The organism is Halorubrum sp. B52 (assembly GCF_059752555.1).
On the sequence record NZ_MWTG01000007.1, the window covers coordinates 614,922 to 636,566 of the forward strand.

Genomic DNA, 21,645 nt, shown 5'->3' on the forward strand with positions numbered 1-21,645 from the left:
GATCAGTGGTCGGTCGACACAACAGTCACACCGCTATAGCAACATGGGTGTCTGTCCTGGGAAGTATACGTGCAGTTATCACAGCCATAAACGTCATTTTGTAAGGCTGGCTTAATGCAGATTCGGCGGATATTACAATCCCTCTTGATTGGGTAGCAGGCCTATGTCCAGCCGCAAGGGTACCGCCATCTGGGTTTCTGCGATGATTATTATCGCAGCGGTGACCCTCTCAGGAAATGTCGGCATTGGTATCGCAGCTGCCGCGACCAACGCTGAGTTTCAACTGACGGACACCACTCTCGAGCAAACGGAGATCGTCGAGGGCGAGACCGCCACGATCACAGCGACCGTCGAGAACGTCGGCACTGAGACGGGCACGTTCACAGCTGAGCTTGAGGAGGGAGGAGATCGCATCAATACCACGAGCGTTGAGATCGGGCCCGGCGAGACGAGAACCGTCGACTTTATTGAACCGTTCGAGACGGCGGGAACGTACGACCTCAGCGTCAACGGTGAGCCTGCTGGTACGCTCACTGTGACGGAGCCAGCGTCGGCTGCGTTCAACGTGACAGCAGTGACATTGTCTGACCCAGAAATCACCGTCGGAGACACGGTCACTGTGACGGCTACGGTTGCAAACACCGGTGATGCGGGCGGCACGTATTCTGCCGACCTTGCGGTTAATGGCTCTGTCAAGGAATCCACATCCATCGACGTCAATGCGGGTGAGACAGAAACGGTCAATTTCACACCGTCGTTTGACACGGCAGGTGATTACGCGATCAGCGTCGGTGATGGACCAACGAAGACACTCACAGTCGTCGAACCGGAGCCGGCAAACATCTCGGTAACGACCGCAGAGCTGTCAACGACGACGATTGATCCGGGAGGAGTGGTAACGGTTACGGCGACCGTGGTAAACGATGGCGGGAGTGCGGGGGAATTCACTGCAGACCTCCAGGTTGACGGGACGACGCAAGACTCGCAGACGCAGACAGTTGACGCCGGCGAGCAAACAACGATCGAATTCACTCCGAGCTTTACTGAGACAGGAACGTACGACATTGCTGTCAGTGGACAATTGGTAGGAAGTCTCACAGTGTCGGAGCCAGCGGCGTTCGAGGTGTCGAACGCACAGCTCGGCGATGACACGATTGTGGCGGGTGACGACGCAGTTGCGTCCGCAGTGGTGACAAACGTCGGTGAGGATGAGGGGACGTTTACTGCCGAGTTCCGCGTGACGGAGCGGGATGGAACCACCCAAACAATCGATACGCAATCAGTGACTCTTGCTGGCGGTAACTCACAAACGGTTGAGCTACGCGGAGCCATCGATGAACCCGGCGAGTACGAAACGCAGGTCAATCAGACGGCGGCCGGGACACTGACCGTCGACGCGCCGGCAGCTCTGGCGGTCACAGACGCGACACTTGTAGACGATGTGGTCTCTGTGGATGAGGAGGTCACTACCACCGCCACCATTGAGAACACGGGCGACCGTGAGGGGAGTCTGTCTGTTTCGGTAGCGGCCGATGAGGACGTCAAGACGACCGAAGAGGTGACCGTCGGTCCCGGAGCAACCAGCACGCAACAACTCACCTACACAGCACCTGCCGCCGGCGAGTACGAACTCACGGTCAACGGCGTGTCGGCCGGAACGCTCACTGTGGTTCGCCCGGCGACGTTCCGAACGACAAATCCGGATGTCGAGCCGGACACAGTATTGGAGGGGGAGTCAACCGAGGTGACCGCAACCGTCGTGAACGTCGGGACTGAGCCAGGCACCCACACCGCAACGTTAGTCGTCGGCGATGAGTCAGTTGCGACGCAAACACTCACTATCGGTGCTGGCGGTGACGAGACAGTCGTCTTCACACCGGCGTTCGACGAGGCAGACGACTACGCGATCGCCGTGAACGACGAACCGGCCGGCACGCTCCGTGTGCTCGAACCCGCAAACGTGTCGATCCGTGACACCACTCTGTCGGCCGAGACGATCACCGCTGGTGAGTCGGCCACGGTGAGCGTCGAACTCGCAAATGACGGCGATGTCGCCGGCGAGTTCACGACGCAGCTTCGAGACGGCAACAGCACGCTTGAAACCGACACCCGGATGGTCGGTCCGGATGCAAGCGAGACCGTCCGCTTTAATCGAACGTTCGAAACGGCTGGTGAGTATGATCTCACCGTCAACAACGACGCTGTCGACACCCTAGCCGTGCTCGAACCGGCCGATGTCTCGCTCGGGGAGACGACGCTTGCCCCCCAGTCAGTAGAGGTCAACGAGTCCGTCGAACTCAGTATTGAGCTGCAGAACGACGGCGAGGCGACTGGGAAACGAGACGTCAATATTTCACTTGGTGACGGGACCTCCGTCCGACGAACGACCGACGTGCCCGATAACGGAACCACACTCACAGTCAGTCACCCGTACAACGCCACCGGTGAGTACATGGTCACGGTCGACGACACAGTAGTCAGCAACGTCACGGTTGTCGAACAGCAAGATGACGCCGGATCGGGTGGTGGAGGTGGGGGTGGAGGCGGATTCTCGGGGGCATCCGGGTCGACAACATCGGGTGATGACGAGCCAACGGTGGTCCGGTCGGAGTCAGAGGAGTCCGTCACTGTCAGCGTCGACGACACAACTGGTGAGCGCTACGATATCGCGGTGGATCTCGCCGGACCGTCGGAGTCACAGCCCGCGGTGTCGGTGTCCTCGGTCGGGATCGATCCGGCTGGTGACACGGAGGCGTACGAAACGACGATTGGACGACCAACGGCCGAGCCAGATGGCTCCGATTCCGTTCCTCACGGAGTGGCCCTCGGATACATGGCGTTCACGTCGTCGCTGGGCGCAGCCAGCACGAATGCGGCGACGCTCCAATTCACCATTGATGAGGGAGAACTCCCGGCTGGCCAACGCATAGAGAACGTCGCCGTGCTACGGTATGTCGACGGCGAGTGGACGATGACAAACGTCACCCACAATGTGGACGGAGAGACGCATAGCGTGACCCTGCCACACGCGATGCCCGTGGCTGTCGTCGCGTTAGATCCCGGACGCGTCGACATCGTCGAGAGTGTGGTGCCGGCCGATCTGGTCCGGGTGGGCTACAACACGACGATGCAGGCGACTGTCGAAAATCCCGGTGATCGCCCGGCAAGCCGCAACCTTACCGTGAGTGTAAATGGCAACCCCGTCGCCGAACGGGAGGTATCACTCGGTCCCGGAGAGAACGCAACTATTGAGATCCGGTTTGAACCACCCGAGAGTGGAACGGTGTCACTCGAGGGAACCGACGTCGGCGAAATATCGCTGTTCGGTGACAGTGAGGACGCGACAGCAACGAACGCCGAAACCGATGAGGATATTCCGGGGTTCGGTGTGATCGCCGCGGTGCTCGCGCTCCTCGTGACAGCACTCGCTGTTCGGAGGCGGCAGTCGTGACTAAGAGTAGAGCGCTGGTCACCGACCCCACCCTCACGGAGCGACCCCGTCAGGGTGAGTGAAGGAGGGTGGGGTAGGTCACTTGGTTGACTCGTCGTTCGAGAAGGACTCATCGGGTGATGCGATGCGGTGGTCTCGGTGTTCCACAACTGCAGAGATGAGTATCAATACGGCCAGAAGCACTGTGGCTATCATTTTCGAATCGCTCGGATCGAGCCGATCTAGTATCCGATGGAACCAAAAAAGATCCGTCAAGACTGAGGTATGATGGAACGTTCGGAGTTGCTGTTGGAAGACAGGACTCACCCAGTGGAGATCCGGAAGAACCGCCCACGCACCGCCCGCTAACGGGAGCGTTCGAGGATACCGCACGGCCGGCAGTAGGTACGTCACCAGAAGAGTCGTCATCGCTGCTCCGACTGCGAAATGAGCGATAGCCAACGACATAGCCGTTCGTTGGTCGACACGGGGGATAATCCTTGTTCGCGGCACACTCACGTTGTGTGCAGTGCGACCGTTCAAACCCAACACCGACTGTGGATTTTATCCAAACTGGCAGTGAAAATGATAACCATCTCAGCGTCAGTCTAATCGCCAGAAGAGACGGCGTGTTTCACACAATGACCGATACGATGCCGCCACCGACGATTGCGAGCCCCCCAAGGCCGAAACAGACGGCCCAAAACGGCACCCGCTCAACAACCCGCATGAGCGCATCGATCGTAAGGTACCCGACGACAGCACTGACTGCAAGCGCGACGGCCGCGGCTGTAGGGCTAATCCCGGGGAGGCCGCCGGCGCTCAGCAGTGTGAGCGCCGCAGCACCGAGACTGGCCGGAATGGACAACAGAAACGAGAGTCTGAAGGCGGCCGGCGGCTCGTAGCTGCGGAACAGAAAGGCACTGGTGGTCATCCCTGACCGGGAAATGCCGGGCAGAATAGCAATTCCTTGCACGGCTCCGACGAGAAGCGAGTCGGTGAGTGTTGGCGTCGTGTGCCCACCCATCGAGACGGATTCAGACGCGAGTTGGAGAATACCGGTCGCAATGAGGAGGAGACCAATCCCGGCAATGAAGACCCCGCCAGTGAGTTGCCCAGCGAGATCGACGACGAAGATATACAGCGGAATCCCGACAACACCCGTCATGAACGAGGCGACAACAATGTACGAGGCGATGGCGTTGTCACCCTCGTAGGCTGCACGGGGACGCCAGCCCGGCACCGCCGCGAGTACTGTCTGGAGTTCGTCTCGATAATACGTCGCCGCAGACAGGGTGGTACCGACCTGCAAAAAGAGCGCGAGTTGGAGTGCGACTTCGGGCTCAGTTCCGACCAGCGTCAACACTAACGAGAGGTTCCCCTGACTTGAGACGGGCAGCCACTCGACGATACCCTGTACAATGCCCGCGAGAATTGCAATGAGCAGATCCGAGAGCGTCACTATCTAGAGAGGATTCGGTGGGTTGCTTACTTGGCTCTGTTGAAAGCGACAGCGAGCAAGACAGACGAACACAAGGACGGCCCGTACAACTGAGTGGGTTGGGTCTCAACAGCACCGAGACACGTAGTCGAGCAAACGCAGTTGTCAGCTGCTTCTGAGCAGAACAATATACCGTAACACACCGGCGAATACGCCGAACCCAGCCCCTGCAAGAAGGCTGAACTGGTTGGTGTTCCCATTCATCAGAAAAACGGCTGTGAAAATACTCAGCGTGACGGTTCCGATGAAGAGACTCTCACCCTCCAGTCCAACCCAATCTCGAATAAATGGCTCGCTGGTAGCGTTGGTCATATACCCCACAGTTCGCACTTATCGGTAAAGCAGTTGCGGGTGAGTCGTTCCGGCTCCGCTGCGAACGACGTCAGCCGGGGTGGGTGACGTAGTTCACAGGACCAAGGCGGAGTCCAACAACTTCAGTCGTCGATCACTGACGCGATACTCCTTTGCGGCCGTTCGTCACAAGCGATCGCTTGGGGCCAGTTAAAAGAGCGATTCCAGATCGTTGTGTTCGCCAAGCAGATCCTGCCGCTTTCCCTCACTTTCGTCGTCAATCTCGTCCATGTTTCGTTGGGTTTCGATTGCGATCTGCTGGAGCTCTTTGACACGGGGCACGTTCGTAACCCCGGCAAGTAAGACGACAGTGGCAACGACACCACTGCCCGTCCGCGGGTAATCACCACCGCGGACCTCCATCGAGCCGGTCTGTTCTTCGAGCCATTTGCGGCTGCGCTCAATTCCTTTGCGATTCAGGAGTGGTCCAGCACCGGCGACCACAAGCAGTGCCCGCTCGGTACCCTCCACTTCACAGGGAAGTGTCAGTCAGCCGAGCGTCGCTTTCCGGACAAGGCTCGTGATCCGATTCGTGTTATCGGTACTGTCAAACATCTCGGCGTCGCCCCCGCTGCCCGAGAGCCGCGAGAGAAGTCCCGCTCGGTTGGGCTCATCGACAGCGGATTCCGCGTAGCCGAGCGTCGAGATCCCACCGCCGGCGAGTGTGTTGATGATCTCTGAGGAGTCGACGACGCTCTCAGCGACGTCGTTGCCAGGCTGTATCTCGCCGGCGCTGAACAACAATCCGAATCGCTTCACGATCTGTTCGTTGATCGCTGCAAACCCCTCCGTGACAGACTCTGAAGTTTGCCGCCAGGCGTCGTTGTCGAACACCAGCAGATTGTCTACCTCCCGCACGAACGTCTGCAACGAGCGGGCCGCATTCAGGGTGTAGATGCCACCCTCGTCGCTGCCGGGCAAGATGCCAAGCCCGTAGGCGGGCTCGGTGTAGATCCGCTGGAGATACTTTGCGAGCACCGGCGCGCCACCCGAGCCCGTGCCGCCGCCGAGGCCGGCGACGACGAGGAACGCATCGACCTCGTGAGACGGGACCGAATCGAGCGCTCCTTGTATCTCGCCCAAATCGCGTTCCATGACTTCGGCGCCGAGCTCGTTGTCTGCCCCGACGCCGTGGCCTTTCACTTCCGCCTGTCCGACAAGGATCCGCCTGTCTTCGGGGATGTGAGTGAGTCCACGGAGGTCAGCTGTCGCGGTGTTGACGGCGACAGCACCACGGACGATCTCTGCTCCGTGTTCTTTGTCGTACTGAATGAATCTATCAACGATCTTCCCGCCAGCTTGGCCGACGCCGATCAGTGCCAGTTTCATGTAGAGGGCTCCGTTGTCTGCTGTTTTGTTGCCCTACTTAGATAAATCTGTAGCCGCTGGCGACCCTCGGTGTTAGCCGGTGAGCTGGCGATGGACTCTCGGCCAACGCACCTATGAAGGGAGTGTGTATTTGGTGGTGACGGTGGTTCGGATCTGATCCTCCCGCAGCGCTTTGATCGTCGCTCCTAGTGCTTGCCAGAATCTGACTGTTCGGCGTCATCCAAGGAACTCCCCGGTAGCGGCTCGAATTCGTCTGTATCCTCCGGTTGAGCTGGGTCTCTGTTTGCATGGTGGTGGGCCTGCGGCCGTTCAGCCGTGTCGTCACCAGCTGCAGTATCCGGGGGCTCCGGTGGCTCCAACGCGGCAATCGCGAGTGCGACTGGTCGCGTCTCCCGCAGTGTTGCCCAGTCACGCTCATCTTGCATCGCGATCAGCCCTCCCACCGCGAGGCCAACCCCGACAGCGAGCCGTGTCGTCGAGACGCCACCGAGAAGTCCACTGCCGGCGACGGCGAGGCCGAACACGGCGGCGCGAATCCGACCGCACGGAGCGGCGTCGCACGCGTTACGGTGACGCCACGTTGAGCGACACCGACGGCTCGAGAGTTGTCAGCCGCATCGACGAGTCGATCAACCATCCAGTCGAGAATACGAAGGAAGGGCCCGACGGTCCAGGTCTCTCGTAGATCGATCACGATCACCTCCGGGTCGGGTTCGGCGGTGAGCCACTGATAGAGTGCCGAATGCCGCACCCACGACTCAACGCGACTAGTGGTGGATCGAAGCGTCGAGACGACGCGGGAGCCAGCCAGTATGGCTGGTGTCTCACTCTCTCCTGACGACATTGGCGTACTCGATTTCTCAGACTCGTCGGGGGAGGGAGTTTTCACGTCATCACCTCTGCCGGCGTACGTACCGTGGGCAGGTAGCAGATGTGTGGAGAGGGACCGCGATTGACCATCAGGTAACGCTCACCACCTCGGCCTCGATGATGCGTGTTCCGAGATCGATGGTGATATTCGTGCCGCCACGGAGTGGCTCACCCTTGAACTGAACGCCGGTCGGCGTATCTCGAACCTGAATGTCGGCGGTGATCGTCACGTCCCGGTTGATCGGGTGGTCGGCAACGTTGACGCTGCCGTCCTCACCGGTCGCGATGATAAGCGACGGTTCGGTCTCGACGTCGGTGATCTCCGCGACAGGATCGCTCGTCGACCCTTCGACCATCCCCGGCCGAATTGTATCGGCGGTGTCCTCACGTACGTCGGTCATGCGGAGTGTAACCCGTCGTGTTGACGTCTCACCCAGCTGGAGGTCTCCATTCATCCGTTCGATCTGACCGTTAATCGTGTAATCGTCGGCCGGCAGCGTGAGTGACTGCCCACGCTGGAGTGGTACGCCACCAAAGCGTGCCTGCCCATTCTCGTGGTGTGTAGTCAGATTCGTCTCAACGAGGATGCGTGTCCGTTCGGAGTTATTAGTGGCGTAGGTAGCGACGTCCTCGATGGTCGCGACCGTCCGACCGGCAAGTCGAATCTCGTCGCCAGGAGTGACCGCAGTCGCGGTTTCGGCGTCAAGGGTATCTCGGAGAATCACGGGTTGGGTGCCGCCGGCAAGTGCGTTGCCATCGCCAACGGCGCGAATCTGGCCGCTCACCTCATACTGAGACGTCGCAATGGTGAGTGTCCGTCCAAGTCTTGGAGGGGCATTCGCGTACGTCATCGCGTCGTCGTTGGCCTGTCCTTGGAGTTCAACTCGAAGCGTAACGCCGATATCGCTCTCGCGTGGCGTAAGGTGCACATCCGTAATCGTGATTAAAGAGGAACCATCAGGGGGGTACGTGTCACCTTCATTGATTACGTCAACAATGTAGGCAGGCTGAGTTCCCATGTCGAGGGTCGCGTACGTCGTTTCGGTGTCGGGTTCGGGTTCAGGCGCCGGATCGTCTGCGAACACGAATGCCACGCCAGCGACGACGACAGCTAGCACTACTAGAACAACAAGTGCATCCACAACGTTGACGGCGCCAAAGAGATTGCCGTCATCATCGATTACGTCCATAGGGGACCACCCGAAAATCGCATTATCACAGCGAAATCACGCCTGCGTCAAAAGCGTATTCGTTCGACAGTTACCTGTGGGCAGCCACCGCTCTGAGCGTTTATTGTATTTTTTGAAAGGCTGCACAGAGATAGATGTGTTACAAACAGACTACTGCGGAGGGAATGTTATGCGGAAAGCGACAGTGAGTGTGAATCCATTACATCTACCTCAAACGCCTACCTCCACACCATCACGTCAGACTGAGTGAGCTCATTTCGTCTGTCTGCGGCCACTACTGTAGACACACCCAGTGATGGACACCAACAAAAACAAATCACAGAAAAGAAACGAGGTCGATCATAGCCGATTTTCTCCGCGTACTGGTTGTTGCTGACAACGAAATCTGAGACGGAGACACCGTCACCGAACCGCGCGAGTTTAGTGTCGGCCTTCAGAAAGACCGGTATGCAAATTCTCGTCACGGGCGGGGCCGGATTCATCGGCGGCCACCTCGCCGAGTCGTTCCTCACAGATGGCCACAACGTGACCGTCCTCGACAATCTCGAACCCTTCTATGCGGAGGGAATCAAACGCCACACGCTTGACGTCCACCGCGATGTGGCTGACGAGGCTGACGTCGAGTATCAGTTCGTCGAGGGCGACGTGCGGGACACCGAAACGGTTCAAGAACTTGTTGCTGATACAGACGTGGTGGTCCATCAGGCCGCACAGGCAGGCGTGCGCGAGAGTGTGGACAACCCGCGGAAGGTGACCAACATCAACGTCGACGGAACGGTAAATCTGCTTGAGGCGTCAAAAGAGGCTGACGTGCAGCGAGTGATCCTCGCGAGTTCTTCGTCCGTCTATGGCAAACCCGAGTCGTTGCCCTACAACGAAGATCACCCGACTGAGCCTGTGAGTCCATACGGTGTAACGAAGTTGACACAGGAGCACATGGCTCGCGTATATACCGAGCTTCATGGGTTGCCAACAGTGTGTCTCCGGTACTTCACGGTGTACGGCCCACGGATGCGGCCGAACATGGCGATCTCGAATTTCGTCTCGCGGTGTCTGAACGGGGAGCCTCCAGTGATCTACGGCGACGGCCAGCAGACGCGAGACTTCACCTATGTGGCAGACGTCGTTGATGCAAATCGGACGCTGTTGGAGTCGAACGCAGCCGACGGCGACGTGTTGAACATCGGGAGTTCAGACAATATCTCGATTCAGGAGCTGGCTGAGACGGTCCGCGATCAGCTCGCACCTGAGCTCGAGATCGTCTACGAATCGGCGCGGGAAGCAGATGCGGAACACACGCACGCCGCCGTCGAGAAGGCGGGTGACCTGATCGGATATGAACCCTCGCGAACGATCACGGAGGGAGTCGGCGAGTTCATCGAGTGGTACCAAGCGAACCAGGAGTGGTACGAGCCGTTGGTGCGTTCGTCATGACTCCTTGATTGGTCCACCAGCGCAACCGGCTGGGGCTCGGGAATGCCGTGTTACAGGCAGAACCGCACGTCAACGGGACCTTCTTCCTTTTGAACGGCGACAACGTCTTCTCCGGGAGCGTCAAGCCTGCAGTCGGGGCCGTGACGGACGCCGACGCCGTCTTGGCGGTTGAGGAGGTGTCGCTCGCGGTCGCGAAGTCGACCGGCGTGGTCCGGATGGACGAAACGGGAAGCGTGACGGGGCTCGTCGAGAAGCCGGCGGATCCCCCGTCGACGCTCGTGACGACCGGCTGTTACGTGTTACCTGAAGATGTGTTTCACGCCTGTGCGTTGCTCCAGCCGTCGGCCGAGGGCGAGTACCAGCTGAGCGAGGCCGTGGGGTTGTTGGTGCGGGCGGGATACGACGTGGCGACCGTACGGCTCGGCGAGCGTGTGAACGTGAACAAGCCCGAAGACGTGGAGCGGGCAGCCGCACTGGTCCGTGAGGAGTGAGATCTGTCGAGAGAGAATTGGTGTATCTGGACCGTGGGTAGATCGCTAGGGGAGGCCGATATTGAACACTCGATACGTCCGTTGAGAAGGCTGAAGTGCTATCGTGAAAAGAGGGTCAGAGATAGTGTTCGACGGTCTCCTTCAGCCCGTCCTGGAAGCTTCGTTCCGGGTTCCACCCCAGCGATCGAAGTTTGGTCGCATCAAGAGAGTATCGTTGGTCGTGACCGGGGCGATCCTCGACGAATTCGATTTGATCCTCTGAGCCACCCACCATCTCGATGATTCGTTCGGTGACGTCGATGTTCGTCAGCTCCGTTCCGCTTCCGATGTTGTACACTTCCCCTGGAGCGCCCTTTTTGAGAACAGTCATGATCGCTCGACAGTTATCCTCGACGTACAACCACTCACGGACGTTTGACCCATCACCGTACACCGGGAGCGTCTCGCCTGCGGCCGCGCGTGTGATAAACTTCGGGATGAGTTTCTCACGGTGCTGGCGAGGGCCGTAGTTGTTCGACGACCGTGTCACTATGACCGGAAGGTCGTGTGTCGTGTAATAACTCAATGCGAGGAGGTCCGCACTCGCTTTCGTCGCTGAATAGGGATTTCTGGGATCGAGAGGAGCGTCCTCGGCTACGCTTCCGGATTCGATTGTGCCGTACACCTCGTCCGTCGAAATTTGGATAAAGAAATCGATGTTGTGTTCCAGCGCAGCATCGAGCAGCGTTCGCGTCCCGTCGACGTTCGTCGAGACGAACGGTTCGGCGTCTTGGATGGATCTGTCGACGTGGGATTCCGCCGCAAAATTGACCACGATGTCAGACTCTTCGACAAGCTCGTCAACGAGCTCCTCGTCTCGAATATCTCCTTCGACGAATCGATGATGTTCGTGGTCGAGAACTCCAGAGAGGTTCTCTGTTGTCCCGGCGTAGGTGAGCGAATCGAGCGTCACAACATGATGATCCGTCGTTTCGAGGAGATGGTGGACGAAGTTCGAACCGATGAACCCGGCGCCGCCGGTCACGAGCACACGCATTGATTCGAAGGTACGTCGTCACCTATAAATCATTATCCATCAGACCGGTCCGCATGCGGATACTCGTGGTGGGCTCCAACGGATTACTGGGTGGAAACGTCACGTCGGTCGCACTCGACCGGAACGAAACCGTCGTGACTGCATACCACTCGGAAGATCCGGGATTCGACTGTCAAAGCCATCAGATCGATATTACCTCCTCGATTGCGGTAGACGACCTCGTCGACGAAATCGATCCTGACGCGATTGTCAACTGCGCAGCGATGACGGATGTTGATGGGTGTGAAACCGATCCGGAGCAGGCCTATGCGGTCAACGCGGACGGTGCCGAACACGTAGCTCGGGCCGCCGAGAGGGTCGACGCCGCACTCGTCCACACCTCGACGGATTACATCTTTGACGGTGAGGAGACAGCGCCCTATTCGGAGACCGCTGACCCCGCCCCGAAACAAGTGTACGGTGAATCGAAACTTGTTGGAGAGCGTCAGGTTTGTGAGATATATCCCGATCCACTGATCGCCCGTCTATCATTCGTGTACGGTCGTTCTCTACCGGACGGAACGATAACTGGGTTCCCTTCATGGATTCTCGAGAGAGCCCGCAAGGGAGACGAAATCCCATTGTTCACCGACCAGCGAGTATCACCATCCTACGCGAAGGCGACCGCTAGGACTCTTCTGGATCTCCTTGATAGCGCCCACGGAGGAACATTCAACGTCACGAGCCGATCCTGTCTCACCCCCTATGAGTTCGGCGAACTGATCGTCGAAGAGGCCGGATTCACAGACGCGAGCCTCATAGAGAGTTCAATGGATGATATTGACCGCAATGCTGAACGACCGCAGTATACATGTCTCGATACGACAGGTGTTGAGAAGACACTTAATCGCCCACAGTCGACACTTGCAGAAGACATCGCAGATCTGCTTTAGCGTTACTCTATTGAAATCAAAACATCACAGATAACACAATACGATAGTCATTAGTATTTTAATATATTTATCATGATTTATATCGCTCTTCCTTGTTTAGTTGTGTAGTCCGTTTATTATGTGATTTTGGTGATTTCAGCGAACGTTAGTGGCGCATCATCTGTGTTTATGCTCAGGTCAGATTCTTCATTATGCGTACAGTAAAATGAAACCGTATCACCGCTTGATAGAGAGACAGTGCGTGATACGTGTTGGGTGGGATTAGTTTGACAAGATCCGTTCAAGCGTGAGCTAGAATAAATTGTGGTGCGATCCGCAGTTGAGATCTCGACGTTCATCTCAGTCGTGTCATTGGGATTTAACCATTGAACTTGTAGTTTGAGTTCGTATTGTCCTGCCAAAGGTGCGGTGAACTCATAATTCGTGGTGTCGTAATCACCGCCGATATCAAACTCAGCCGTATCAAACTGGATTTTAGTTTTCGTACCGCCTCCGGGAATTGACTGATCCACAACGGTAGATGATAACCCAACCGCAGACTCCACGTCTCCGTCACCACCTGTCCGAGGTAGATACCTTTGATCGGTCGCATCAAACATCAAACCTTCACGATTGTATACATCTTGAATACCGCCAGTCGCCAGCAGATCATTCGGACCGAGTGTTACAATCCCCGAATCATTATTGAAAACAGCATAATCGGTGGCCGACCCTTCAAGACCGAACGACGCCCCACTTTGACCAAACGAATCGATATTGACGTGGGCGTTATGCTTTGTCTCAACGCCGTATTTTACAATATTGTTTCCAAGATTGCACTCTTGGCGAATTGTGACTCCGCTTCCATAGGGCAAAAATCCGACACGTGCTGTTCCATTCTCGAATGTTATCCAGCGGAACGACACGTCTTGCGATCCGTATACTTCGATCCCCGCGTCTTCGTCAGCATACGGCGCGGTCCCGATGATCGAGAATCCCTCAATCAGCGGCGCAATCGCCCCCTGTGTACCGGTAATGGTAAATGAATTGACTTCGACCTTTGTCGGCGTGTTAATGTTTCCGTTGATTCGCGGGACGTGTGAAGCGCCTTCAGCGTCTGCTGTCTCGCGGTTTTTGCCGACCGAGTCAGCTACGAGGAACGGTGGGACGAGCAGATTCTCGTTGTAAGTGCCATCTGGTACTTGAATCTCAAAGTTGTGCCGAATGATGAGCGGGATTTGGTTAAGCGCCTCTTGAATTGTGCTCGTGTCTGTTCCGACTTTGAGGATAGTTTCGCTCTCCGTGACTATCGGACGGCCTGAGAGACGTCCAGAAAATCCAGTATTGTTTAGAGCGTACTGTAATTGCTCTTGACTGACTGATTCGAACTCCACCGGGATAGTGTCACCCGATATAGGATCTTTACCAACGATATGTCCATTTTCGTTAACCAGTTTGATCGGTTTGTCCACCATTATTCAGAGGTTGAATCCAATTGAATTTCTGCGTTGGTGTTGACCTGTAGTACACCACTGTTGTGAATTTCGACTGCTTGGTACGACCCTTGGCTGTCTTGCTCAATCGTGTGTTGCTCGTTTGATTGAATGAGGAGTGTCTTCTCTGCTCTCGGCTCCTCCAAACTTGAACATCCAGCGAGGGCCGCAGCACAACTTGCTCCAAGCAACAACCCTCCCCGACGAGTGAGTTTGTGAACCATTCAATAATAGATCATTTTTCGAATTTAATATGGATGTTGGTTTTCAGCATCAGACCATGATATCCATATATTCGATAACTATATTATCAGTGTTATATATTTGATCGAGATAATAATCTGGCAATAATTCAATAGAGCCGCTAGAGCCGATACTGCTCTCTGTTTTCAAGATAGAACGACCGGTCGTCTTCTGGGAGATCATCGAACCGGAGAACGGACTCACAGTCGTTTCCGGGGCACTTCATAATCCGATTGTCTTCGAGTTCGTTTGCGGCAACGACGGTTCCACAGTCCGGACATTCGAGAGTGATGACACGCATGGTTACAGTTCGAGTTGTGAATTCTCGCCGATCACGAGTCGGCGACCTTCCGGAAGACGACCGTCCGCACTTCCAATCACGGCTCCGCGACCGATCAGGCTATCGATGATCCGACCGCTCGTCGTAATCTCGGTATCCCCGACTACGACGCTGTTCTCGATGTGGGCGTTGCGGATCGTGGAATTCGCACCGATAGCGGTGTACGGTCCGACGTACGTGCCCGTTTCGACCGTCGTGCTCTCGGCTATCGACACGGGTCCACGGACCACTGCACCCGATTCGATTTGGGACGACTCAGCGAGGTCAACCCGACCCTCGACTTTGGCGTCCGTGTCGATGGAGCCGGCCCGCGTCGCTTCGAGATCCTCAAGCACCAGTCGATTCGCTTCGAGTACGTCCTCCGGCTTCCCGGTGTCCTTCCACCAGCCTTCGACGACTTGCGAGTCGATCGTCCCGCCGTCGTCGAGTAGGTATTGAATCGCGTCGGTGATCTCTAGTTCGCCGCGCCAGGAAGGTTCGATCTTCTCGATCGCATCGAAGATCCGTGGAGTGAACACGTAGATTCCGATGAGCGCGAGATTCGAGGGTGGATCGTCCGGCTTTTCGATGAGGCGAGTAACCCTACCGTCCTTGTCGACGTCGGCGATCCCGAACTGTGTCGGGTTGTCGACTTCTTGGAGGGCTATTCCGGCATCGAACTCACCAGCACGGAACCCATCGACGACGTCGACGATACCACGCTTGAGCATATTGTCGCCGAGATAGACGACGAAGTCGTTGCCGTCGACGAATGATTCCGCACAGCCGACGGCGTGGGCGAGTCCTAGGGGTCGGCCTTGGACAATGTAGGTGATCTCAACGCCAAACTCACTTCCGTCGCCGAGGAAAGATTGGATCGCCTCGCGACCCTTGTTGCCGAGAACGACGCCAATTTCCGTGATTCCTGCTTCGCGGAGGTCCTCGATTGCGTACTGGATCACCGGCTTGTTTGCGACCGGGACGAGTTGTTTCGGGCCGGTGTGTGTGATCGGGCGCAGGCGGGACCCGGTCCCGCCGGCAAGTAACACACCCTTCATGCGTGGGGCTCCGTTTCCCAGTCGAAGGGGATCTCATCGGTGCCGTGTGGAAGTCGTTCTTCGTCGGGATCTTCGTAATCGTAGAGGTTCGTCGGGAAGTTCACGAGGAAAGCTCGTTCATCTCCGATCACTTTAAACCCGTGCCAGCAGTCACCGGGGATCCGAATGACTTGCTGATTGTGCTCGCCGATAACGAACGAGTTCACCTCGCCTTCTGTCGGAGAGTCTCCCCGATCGTCGTAGACGCCGACTTTGATCCGGCCCTTCGGACACACGAAGTGATCGATCTGTCCGCGTGTGTGGCGGTGCCACGCCCGGATGACGCCGGGATAGCTCATCGAGTAGTAGGACATAGCTGGGTCGGGATCGTACTCGTCCCAATCCTCTCGAAACATCTCGACGAGATGACCTCGGTCGTCTGTATTCACTTGGAGATCTCTTATCTCGACTCCTTCGATCATGTGTATTGACTCGAAGGAACGAGGTATAAGTATTGATTTTGCAGACGGGGTTGATTCATCAACAAGGTGTTGGAGTACTAATTGAGAAATGTAAGATAACTCAGAGCCATCCGTTTCTCATTTAGAAGACCCAGTAAAGTTCTTAAGTACGGATATCGGGTGCGGGCGGACATACCGATACAACAGCGTACTGAGAAGGAAATAGAAGAGAACTCCGGTCGTAATTCCCGCTAGTAACCCAACGATGTCCTCGGAGAGTACGGCTTGAACGGTGATAGCCATTAAAATCGAACTGACACAGGGTATCAGGGCTCGGTTCGCGTACTGACTGTAACGAGCCGAAATGATACGTCGGCTCACAACGAGCCAGACAGGGATGGTGACTCCGATACCAAGGGTGATGCTGATCGCCGCACCCGTTATTCCCATGTAGTTCGTGAGCGGCCAGATGGTCAAGAGGATCGTTATCGCTCGAAGCAGGTTCATTCTGAAGTCCCACTCTGGGGCCCCCGTTCCTCTGAAGATCGCTCCACCGGTGGCCGCGATCCCGCGGACAAAACCAGCTATCGCCATCACTTGTAGTGCCGGGACGATCGGCACCCACTCCTCACCAAGTACAACGGCGGTGAACTCTGGAGCGACGACCAGTATACCGACAGCCATCGGTACGGTAACGTAATATGTGATCTCAAGCGTGTTGAGATACGTTTTCCTGAGTCGTTGTTTCTGGTTTTGTAGGACAGAGTAAGTCGGAAACGCGACTTTCGAAATGACTTTGGAGATCTCTGTAGCGGGCGCGTTGGAGAGTCGAAACGCCATCTGGTAAAAACCGAGGGCTTCCGAACCGAGCAACCAGACGACGAATCCGTCGTCACCCTGTGTCGAAACGAACGTCGTTATTCCCGATGCCCAGACCCACTTTCCGAATCCCAGCAATTCCTTTGCTTTCTCCGTATCCAGTTCGAGAGACGGCCGAAACGGATCGATGCGGTACGAGACGAGAAGTTGTGTGAGATGTCTCGCAAATATTCCGGCCACTAACGCCCAGACGTTTTGAAAGACGAGACCGAACGCGATGGCGACGATCACATCGACGAAAACCGAGGAGAATCTGAGCGAGAAGTATTTGTGGAACTGTAAATCCTTTTCGAAATAAACCGTAGCCGGATTCATGAACGCCCGAAACAGATAGGTGATTCCGATCACTTGGAGGATGGGTCCTGCCTGCGGTTCCCCTAAGAAGTTCGAGATAGCGGACGATCCCACATACAGGATGGTGATGATCAGAACGGCGCGGGCGATTTTTAGACTCCAAGCCGTCGAAAGGTATCGGTCGATATCGTCCTTTTCCTCTTGGATCAGCGCTTGGTCAACGCCAAGCTGAGAGAGTCGTTCCAGTGCCGCCAACGCGAGGAGTGCAATACCCATCAGACCGAAATCAGAGGGAGAAAGCAGTCGTGCGAGTACGATCAGTTTGAACGTCTCCAGAAGTCGATTGAGGACGTTCAGAGAGCTGACCCAGGCTCCTCCACTGAGGACTTTACTGGTGAGCCCGTCCCCGTCCTCGGGCGCTGGAATCAGCGATCGTGGAAGATCCATACAGTAAGTGAATCACATATCCGCCTTTTTAAACACCATCATGTTCTTGGGAACGTGATATAGGGAGTCGACAGCGATATCTTCTTTCAATTCGTCCGTGATTTCACGGTCGTACTCCATCCCGTGGTCATCGAAGAGTCGGGTCCAGTATTCCGGAGGTTTCTCGTTGACGTGATGTGTGCCTCCCTGTCCGGGAGGAGCAGCAGTCAATACGACGACCTCGCCGGATTTAGCGAGCGTGTTCACGAAGGTTCGGGCATATCTCTCGGGGATGTGTTCTGCGACCTCGACGCTCAACACGAGATCGTAGTAGTCGTCGGGTTCGTACGGTTGTCGAAGGTCGTGTTGTTCTAGACAGTCGTCAGGTACTACGGCGTGACGAAAGGCCGCGGAGTTCCCTTCGACGCCGTGGATCGTCACACCGTGTTCCTCGAACCGTTCCAAGTACGTGCCAATTGCGCATCCGAAGTCGATGACACTGTCGGGCTGGAACCGTTCCAAGAGTGCATCTACGATCTCGTGGGATTCACTGCGAAACGGGTCCTGTCTTCGTTTCGCGTAGTACTCATCGGAGTAGATCTGATCAGGTCCGATCACTCCCAGTCGATCGCCGATCTCTTGGAGGGCCTCTATAACCGGTTTAGCGAGTTTTTTCGTGAGCAACGTGGTGAGTTTCGACAGCAACACAAGGAATCCCTCGTTTTTTAAAACGGAGAGAGCCTTCCCAAAATGAAACCCGACATTTTTCAAGAGTCCCGGGTGGGGATCCGCCCGTATCGACATCCAGTACGGCCAGACAGATCCGAGATACCCGTCGGGACGATGCGGATGGATGGCGAATTGAGGAGCATCCTCCACCGAATGAGGGATCAGATTATATTCGAGGTCATGCTTCCACAACACAAACATCAGACTCAGTTGGTCCCGACTCACACGCTCTGAAACCTCACGCCACCAAGACCACATCAGCTCCTTAATCTCAGGTTTTTGATGGCGACGGAGGAGGATACGATTCGTGGAGAGACCTTGATCGTCGGGGAATTCCGCGTCGCGATAGTGTTCCAATTGTTCGCGGACGGGACTTTCCTTGGCTTTGTTCTTTTCGATACACGCTTCCGCCTCCTCGAAGACACTGGTTCTCTTCGGATGCTTGTAGAGGGCAAAGTCTGTAGCCGATAGATAATCCTCGACAAGGGGTTCGACACGCTCCAATATCTGGATGTTTCCGTCAATGTAGACGCTGATGTCGTATTCCTCTAGGTACTCGTGAGCGAGGATCTTGATGCGGCGGTTAGAGAGAGACGGCTCGGTCATCGGCGTTACATTTCTGATCTCCCAGACGTCGGACGTGAGCGTTTCATCGTCGGTAAAACAGACGTAATCGACGCCGACCTCAACGACTTCCGGGTCGATGAGTACGTCGTAATCACCGAAAATAGCGGTATACACGACGAGATTAGAGTCAGCGGAGTCCAGGGACATACCCGTAGGTGTTCACCGGTAGTTAAAAATCACACGAGGTGTGTTCAACCGTTCAAAACGGCGAACGTCTCGTATAACCCCGTCAGATCGGCTCGCTTCGTTCGGCCGAGACATCTTGTGTCCAAACGAATTCGGCGGTGCTGGCCAGTTGTCGACGAGTTTCGTAGACAGCTCTCGTTTGTCGTCATACTTGGATTCGGTTTTCAAGTGCCAGAAACCACTGGTTCGTCGCGTACCATTCGATTATCTCCGCTCGAAAACGGACCGAGACCATAGCTGATATATATACTATCACCGATACTGCTTGAACAATGGACGTTCTATTTGTTACTGCTGGAGATTGGACACAGGCCAGCTCTCGTTTACGGGTATACGAACTCATACCGCATCTCGAACGGGAGGGAATCTCGGCCGAGACGATCGCAGTACCGGACCTCGAAGGTGGCTTCGATGAGATCTACAAAAAATCAGTATTTGCTTCACGTGTGCTCTACAAGGCGATGAGGAACGACGTCGTGTATCTACAGAAGCTTCGGTTACCCGTTTGGTTTACGAAGCTTCTCTCGGCTGTTTCATCCACTCTCGTCTATGATTTCGACGACGCAATTCACCGTGCTCCACCGGGAAAGAGTATAAACAAACAGGCAGTACGACAAAGAAACGCAGCTATCAGAGAGTGTGACCTGACCATCGCCGGAAGTCGTGATTTGTTAGAATACGCACAGCAGTATACCGACGACGTAGAGTGCCTACACACGGGTATTCCTCAAGAGAAGTACGAGAAGCATCGCAACTCGGAGGCTCTCGACCCGGAATCAATACTCCTCGGCTGGATCGGAAACCCGGAAAATCTGTACTATCTCGATGATATCGAGGAACAGATCGATCGGATACTGGAGGAACACGCCAATGTCCAGCTCAGAATTATTACTGGAAAAAGCACACCGGTTCGACCCCTCAAACATAGAGAAGGGAAGGACGTGGAATACGTCGAATGGAACCTAGATACAGCTCTAGCGGATCTGGCCGAAGCAGACATCGGCCTCAGACCGCTCAGAGACAACGAGTGGACTCGAGCAAAAGGCGGGTTTACTTCCGTCGTCGAATGCCTCGCGCTTGGTATTCCGGTGGTGGCATCCCCGGTTGGACTCGTTACATACCTGATCGAAGACGGGAAGAACGGATATCTGGCAGACGAACCGGACAAATGGGTCAAAGTGCTGTCCACGATCGCAACGGAGCCGGAGCGGATCACGCTAATGAGAGAAGGATCCGTCGAAACAGTAGCAAAATACGAGTTCTGGTCGGAGAACACCGCAACCGGGCTGGTAAAGATACTTCGAGAGGCGGTAAACCGCGCATAATTAAATGAGATATATGTGGTCAAGAGCAAACATCATGGAATCCTAGTGGGCGGAGATCTGCTATGTACAGTCCGAGGATGCGTTCCAACATGATCCCTTTCCGGGTGTATTGATTTGGGACTTTTCCTCTATATCCTAGTATTAGAATATATCTCCGGGCGGCAACAAACTCAGGTCCATAATCCGGTAATCTGCTATCTGGGAATCAGAGACTACTTGCTCGGCTCAGTCGTCACACAACGCAGTAAGCACTCGAATATCGTCTTTTATACATTTATCTCGGCTATCTTCATCAGCGACCACATTTGATACAACTGAATACGATCTGTTCGACAAGATAGATTTTACCTTATCAGTTGACGCATCATAGAGTCCATGTGTTTCTACCAAGATCACGTCCGGACGGATTGTGAGTTCTTCGAGTATCTCAATCTCGCTTCCTTCGCAGTCCAACTCAAGAACGTCACATTGTGGGAGATCTTCCGGATTCACGACTACCGCCTCCCCACTTTCTCCACGGAGATTCAGTGCAGTCCCGACGATCGCATGGTTCACATCAACGATATCGGAGTATCCGTTTATTTCGACCGTTCGGCGAACCTGATCGACTTCCTTGGCTGACCCCTCGTATACAGTTACTGACCCATCCTTGCTAACCTTCTCGGCTGCCTTAACTGCAGTCACGCCCCATCCTCCACCGACAATAACCACATCGGATCCCGGTTGGAGATGTGCTTCCATTCCCGATATAAGCCCTGATTCGTAGTTTGGTCGAGACTCACGGCTACGCCAAGGTAGTATTCCATCGAAGAGTCGCGCTGTTGGAACGTCGATTCCATTATATTGTACTGGTCGTATCGGAAGAAAAGACACAAAAGTACGACGATAAATAAAATCTATACTTCTCAAAAACAGCGTAATTGATCCTTCTGACTGATAGATATTCACCGCATCACGGAGCAGCGATTTCACAAATCATCTATATTCAGTCGTATTATAAAACACTTCGTTTTGTTAGAATTCGATGACAGTGTTTGAATCGTCATTTTGGTGTTTGTCCAATATTATAATTGCGTCAGTCTA

17 protein-coding genes and 1 pseudogene are annotated in these 21,645 nt (G+C 55.4%); 5 read left to right on the forward strand and 13 right to left on the reverse strand.

All coding sequences use genetic code 11. The features are described from left to right. Nucleotides 1-163: 163 nt before the first annotated feature. Nucleotides 164-3,451 (forward strand): CARDB domain-containing protein, encoded by a 3,288-nt coding sequence (locus B4V04_RS04540; RefSeq protein WP_498229534.1) that lies wholly within the window; start codon nt 164-166, stop codon nt 3,449-3,451. Nucleotides 3,452-4,064: 613 nt separating this feature from the next. Here B4V04_RS04540 and B4V04_RS04545 read toward each other — a convergent pair. The 5 genes and pseudogenes from B4V04_RS04545 to B4V04_RS04565 all read right to left on the reverse strand — a co-directional run bounded on the left by B4V04_RS04545 (nt 4,065) and on the right by B4V04_RS04565 (nt 8,671). Then, nucleotides 4,065-4,892: an undecaprenyl-diphosphate phosphatase gene (locus B4V04_RS04545; protein WP_498229536.1), complete on the reverse strand. Its 828-nt coding sequence runs from the start codon at nt 4,890-4,892 to the stop codon at nt 4,065-4,067. Between the two features lie 144 nt (nt 4,893-5,036). Continuing rightward, complete coding sequence (locus B4V04_RS04550; RefSeq protein WP_498229538.1) at nt 5,037-5,243, reverse strand: hypothetical protein; 207 nt, start codon at nt 5,241-5,243, stop codon at nt 5,037-5,039. Nucleotides 5,244-5,432: 189 nt separating this feature from the next. Next, a pseudogene (locus tag B4V04_RS04555) lies at nt 5,433-6,611 on the reverse strand (tubulin/FtsZ family protein). A gap of 430 nt (nt 6,612-7,041) precedes the next feature. Continuing rightward, the gene (locus B4V04_RS04560; RefSeq protein WP_498229540.1) at nt 7,042-7,455 is read right to left on the reverse strand and encodes a hypothetical protein; all 414 of its coding nucleotides are present in this window, start codon (nt 7,453-7,455) and stop codon (nt 7,042-7,044) included. 115 nt (nt 7,456-7,570) lie between these two features. Next, the gene (locus B4V04_RS04565) at nt 7,571-8,671 is read right to left on the reverse strand and encodes a DUF4330 domain-containing protein (protein ID WP_498229542.1); all 1,101 of its coding nucleotides are present in this window, start codon (nt 8,669-8,671) and stop codon (nt 7,571-7,573) included. Between the two features lie 447 nt (nt 8,672-9,118). Here B4V04_RS04565 and B4V04_RS04570 point away from each other — a divergent pair, with 447 nt between their 5' ends. Together B4V04_RS04570 and B4V04_RS04575 are read left to right on the forward strand one after the other, a co-directional pair. Beyond that, entirely contained in the window at nt 9,119-10,105 is a 987-nt protein-coding gene (locus B4V04_RS04570; RefSeq protein ID WP_498229544.1) for an NAD-dependent epimerase/dehydratase family protein, read from the forward strand. A gap of 8 nt (nt 10,106-10,113) precedes the next feature. Next, nucleotides 10,114-10,596 carry a sugar phosphate nucleotidyltransferase gene (locus B4V04_RS04575; protein ID WP_498229546.1) on the forward strand — a complete coding sequence of 161 codons (483 nt, stop codon included), beginning with the start codon at nt 10,114-10,116 and terminating at the stop codon, nt 10,594-10,596. Between the two features lie 115 nt (nt 10,597-10,711). Here the strand turns inward: B4V04_RS04575 and rfbB are convergent, their stop codons facing one another. After that, entirely contained in the window at nt 10,712-11,632 is a 921-nt protein-coding gene (rfbB, locus tag B4V04_RS04580; protein ID WP_498229547.1) for a dTDP-glucose 4,6-dehydratase, read from the reverse strand. Between the two features lie 53 nt (nt 11,633-11,685). On the opposite strand from rfbB, the gene rfbD reads away from it, so the two are divergent. After that, nucleotides 11,686-12,564 (forward strand): dTDP-4-dehydrorhamnose reductase, encoded by an 879-nt coding sequence (gene rfbD / locus B4V04_RS04585; protein ID WP_498229549.1) that lies wholly within the window; start codon nt 11,686-11,688, stop codon nt 12,562-12,564. Nucleotides 12,565-12,680: 116 nt separating this feature from the next. Here the strand turns inward: rfbD and B4V04_RS04590 are convergent, their stop codons facing one another. The 6 genes from B4V04_RS04590 to B4V04_RS04615 all read right to left on the reverse strand — a co-directional run bounded on the left by B4V04_RS04590 (nt 12,681) and on the right by B4V04_RS04615 (nt 19,198). After that, a complete protein-coding gene (locus B4V04_RS04590; RefSeq protein WP_498229551.1) occupies nt 12,681-14,018 on the reverse strand; it encodes a C1q-like domain-containing protein in 1,338 nt (445 codons plus the stop codon). A gap of 382 nt (nt 14,019-14,400) precedes the next feature. After that, the gene (locus tag B4V04_RS04595; RefSeq protein ID WP_498229553.1) at nt 14,401-14,580 is read right to left on the reverse strand and encodes a hypothetical protein; all 180 of its coding nucleotides are present in this window, start codon (nt 14,578-14,580) and stop codon (nt 14,401-14,403) included. Nucleotides 14,581-14,582: 2 nt separating this feature from the next. After that, entirely contained in the window at nt 14,583-15,656 is a 1,074-nt protein-coding gene (locus B4V04_RS04600) for a glucose-1-phosphate thymidylyltransferase (protein ID WP_498229554.1), read from the reverse strand. After that, nucleotides 15,653-16,117 carry a dTDP-4-dehydrorhamnose 3,5-epimerase family protein gene (locus B4V04_RS04605; RefSeq protein WP_498229556.1) on the reverse strand — a complete coding sequence of 155 codons (465 nt, stop codon included), beginning with the start codon at nt 16,115-16,117 and terminating at the stop codon, nt 15,653-15,655. The genes B4V04_RS04600 and B4V04_RS04605 overlap by 4 nt, the downstream gene beginning before the upstream one ends. 117 nt (nt 16,118-16,234) lie before the next feature. Then, on the reverse strand, nt 16,235-17,716 hold the full coding sequence (locus B4V04_RS04610) for a lipopolysaccharide biosynthesis protein (protein WP_498229558.1): 1,482 nt from the start codon (nt 17,714-17,716) through the stop codon (nt 16,235-16,237). A gap of 12 nt (nt 17,717-17,728) precedes the next feature. After that, nucleotides 17,729-19,198, reverse strand: a complete 1,470-nt coding sequence (locus tag B4V04_RS04615; protein ID WP_498229560.1) for a glycosyltransferase domain-containing protein — start codon at nt 19,196-19,198, stop codon at nt 17,729-17,731. Between the two features lie 311 nt (nt 19,199-19,509). Between B4V04_RS04615 and B4V04_RS04620 the strand changes: the two genes are divergently transcribed. Next, nucleotides 19,510-20,562, forward strand: a complete 1,053-nt coding sequence (locus B4V04_RS04620) for a glycosyltransferase family 4 protein (protein WP_498229561.1) — start codon at nt 19,510-19,512, stop codon at nt 20,560-20,562. Nucleotides 20,563-20,787: 225 nt separating this feature from the next. Here B4V04_RS04620 and B4V04_RS04625 read toward each other — a convergent pair whose 3' ends face one another. Then, nucleotides 20,788-21,534 (reverse strand): class I SAM-dependent methyltransferase, encoded by a 747-nt coding sequence (locus tag B4V04_RS04625; RefSeq protein WP_498229563.1) that lies wholly within the window; start codon nt 21,532-21,534, stop codon nt 20,788-20,790. Nucleotides 21,535-21,645 lie beyond the last annotated feature (111 nt).

Coding starts and splice junctions, on each gene's coding strand:
- B4V04_RS04560 (WP_498229540.1), bottom strand. CDS start 7,455: ATGTCGTCAGGAGAGAGTGAGACACCAGCCATACTGGCTGGCTCCCGC.
- rfbB (WP_498229547.1), bottom strand. CDS start 11,632: ATGCGTGTGCTCGTGACCGGCGGCGCCGGGTTCATCGGTTCGAACTTC.
- B4V04_RS04605 (WP_498229556.1), bottom strand. CDS start 16,117: ATGATCGAAGGAGTCGAGATAAGAGATCTCCAAGTGAATACAGACGAC.
- B4V04_RS04595 (WP_498229553.1), bottom strand. CDS start 14,580: ATGCGTGTCATCACTCTCGAATGTCCGGACTGTGGAACCGTCGTTGCC.
- B4V04_RS04590 (WP_498229551.1), bottom strand. CDS start 14,018: ATGGTGGACAAACCGATCAAACTGGTTAACGAAAATGGACATATCGTT.
- B4V04_RS04615 (WP_498229560.1), bottom strand. CDS start 19,198: ATGTCCCTGGACTCCGCTGACTCTAATCTCGTCGTGTATACCGCTATT.
- B4V04_RS04610 (WP_498229558.1), bottom strand. CDS start 17,716: ATGGATCTTCCACGATCGCTGATTCCAGCGCCCGAGGACGGGGACGGG.
- B4V04_RS04600 (WP_498229554.1), bottom strand. CDS start 15,656: ATGAAGGGTGTGTTACTTGCCGGCGGGACCGGGTCCCGCCTGCGCCCG.
- B4V04_RS04550 (WP_498229538.1), bottom strand. CDS start 5,243: ATGACCAACGCTACCAGCGAGCCATTTATTCGAGATTGGGTTGGACTG.
- B4V04_RS04565 (WP_498229542.1), bottom strand. CDS start 8,671: ATGGACGTAATCGATGATGACGGCAATCTCTTTGGCGCCGTCAACGTT.
- B4V04_RS04540 (WP_498229534.1), top strand. CDS start 164: ATGTCCAGCCGCAAGGGTACCGCCATCTGGGTTTCTGCGATGATTATT.
- rfbD (WP_498229549.1), top strand. CDS start 11,686: ATGCGGATACTCGTGGTGGGCTCCAACGGATTACTGGGTGGAAACGTC.
- B4V04_RS04620 (WP_498229561.1), top strand. CDS start 19,510: ATGGACGTTCTATTTGTTACTGCTGGAGATTGGACACAGGCCAGCTCT.
- B4V04_RS04570 (WP_498229544.1), top strand. CDS start 9,119: ATGCAAATTCTCGTCACGGGCGGGGCCGGATTCATCGGCGGCCACCTC.